Annotated in this window: 2 protein-coding genes; both read left to right on the plus strand. The window is 31.4% G+C overall.

Translation table 11 applies throughout. From position 1 onward, the window contains the following. Positions 1-470, plus strand: a 470-nt coding sequence (locus tag PSI17_RS16810; RefSeq protein ID WP_273553050.1) for a hypothetical protein, incomplete at its 5' end; no start/stop codon positions are given. 345 nt (positions 471-815) lie between these two features. Further along, the coding region (locus PSI17_RS16815; protein WP_273553051.1) for a hypothetical protein at positions 816-1,504 on the plus strand (689 nt) is incomplete at its 3' end.

Here is a 1,504-nt window from a genome sequence, read left to right on the forward strand (position 1 = left end):
ATACAGACAGCACCATTTCTGAATCGTCTGCCGTAATTTTTGACATGATAAGTCAAGGATTAGTTTTTGGTGAAGGTAACAATAATAAAGATAGTGCTGGATTATATGTGATGATAAAGGTTGCAGGTGCTTCTAATATAGGAAATCTACCGCAGCCTAATCAAAGTGGTAAAGTAAAAGTGAGTATAAAATCTTCCAATGGCCTTGTATCTAAAGAATATGGTTTTGACTTAACGAACCTAAAACAAGATGGGAGTATTAAATATCAAGTAGTTACTATACCATTCTGTTTCCTTAAAGGAGTTCTTCCTATAGATGGTTATAATCCTTCAAGGTTATATGTTAATTATTATACAATAACCGATAAAGCAACTGGAGAAAAAGCGTATAGTAAAACTTGGAAAGTTGATATTAATACTATGGATCCAAATGAATATGATGATGATGACTATTATGGGTGCTCATCTTAATTTATAGATAAATTAGTATCTGGAAACATTGGTTATACATTAATGTTTCCGATGTTATATACTCCAAGTCAATATATTTGACTTGGAGTGTCATCAAATAGCTTATCTAGTTTTAATCATATATTAATTTAATTATAACAGTGTGTATTTAACAGGGCGAGAGCATGAAAGACTAATTTTCGAACGAATTGTGTAAATAAAGCACTAATTCATACTTTAACAAGACCAGATTGAGTGATATTTATTCTAATTATGGTTGCGTAGCATACATTTCAAGCTCAAAAAACGTTCACGCTCTCGCCCTGGTGTATTTAACTAAATTTTTATATATTTAAAGGTGAAAAAATGAACATTGAAAATAATGAAATAAAATTATCAAAATCTTGTTTGCTAGGAGAACTTTGTGTATCTATATTGGATGGCTCAGATATTATTATTGGCCAATCTGTTTATCTGACAGTGACGCTTGTTGCAGATCAAAAATTGATTGAGGATATCCAAAGTATTTCAATAAAAAGTGATCCAACGATAATTGAAGTGAAAAATTATGTTAAGTGGACACCCTTAAAAGATAAAACTGGAGGTAGTGCGATATTTCTGTTGAATATCAATAGTGATGTTCTGCCAGAAAAACCAGTAAATTATAGTGTTCATGCGATTTCTAGTTCAGGATCAGATATGCAAGAAGTAACACCTCTGCATATCACCTATACAGCAAAGCAATTCAGTTTTGATAAGACTATTTTGTTTGACTATGACAAAAACTATATGGTGACGCCAACGAGTGATAATAGTATTGATAATCCCAATAGTGAATGTGCTTTAGTTAGTTCAACAATCACTGGATCTCATGGTCATCCATTGAAAAATGTTGCTGTAGTTATATCTTCCTCGCAACCAAAAAAATTAAATCTAGTTGTTTTTTCTACAGATGATAAAATACCTCAACCTATTGAGATTCAATCTTATAATGAGATCGATTTTATTACCGTTTATTCTGATTCAGAAGGAAAAATTAGATTCCGTACCTATCC

The sequence above is a fragment of the Xenorhabdus sp. IM139775 genome (assembly GCF_028598745.1).
GTDB lineage: Bacteria > Pseudomonadota > Gammaproteobacteria > Enterobacterales > Enterobacteriaceae > Xenorhabdus.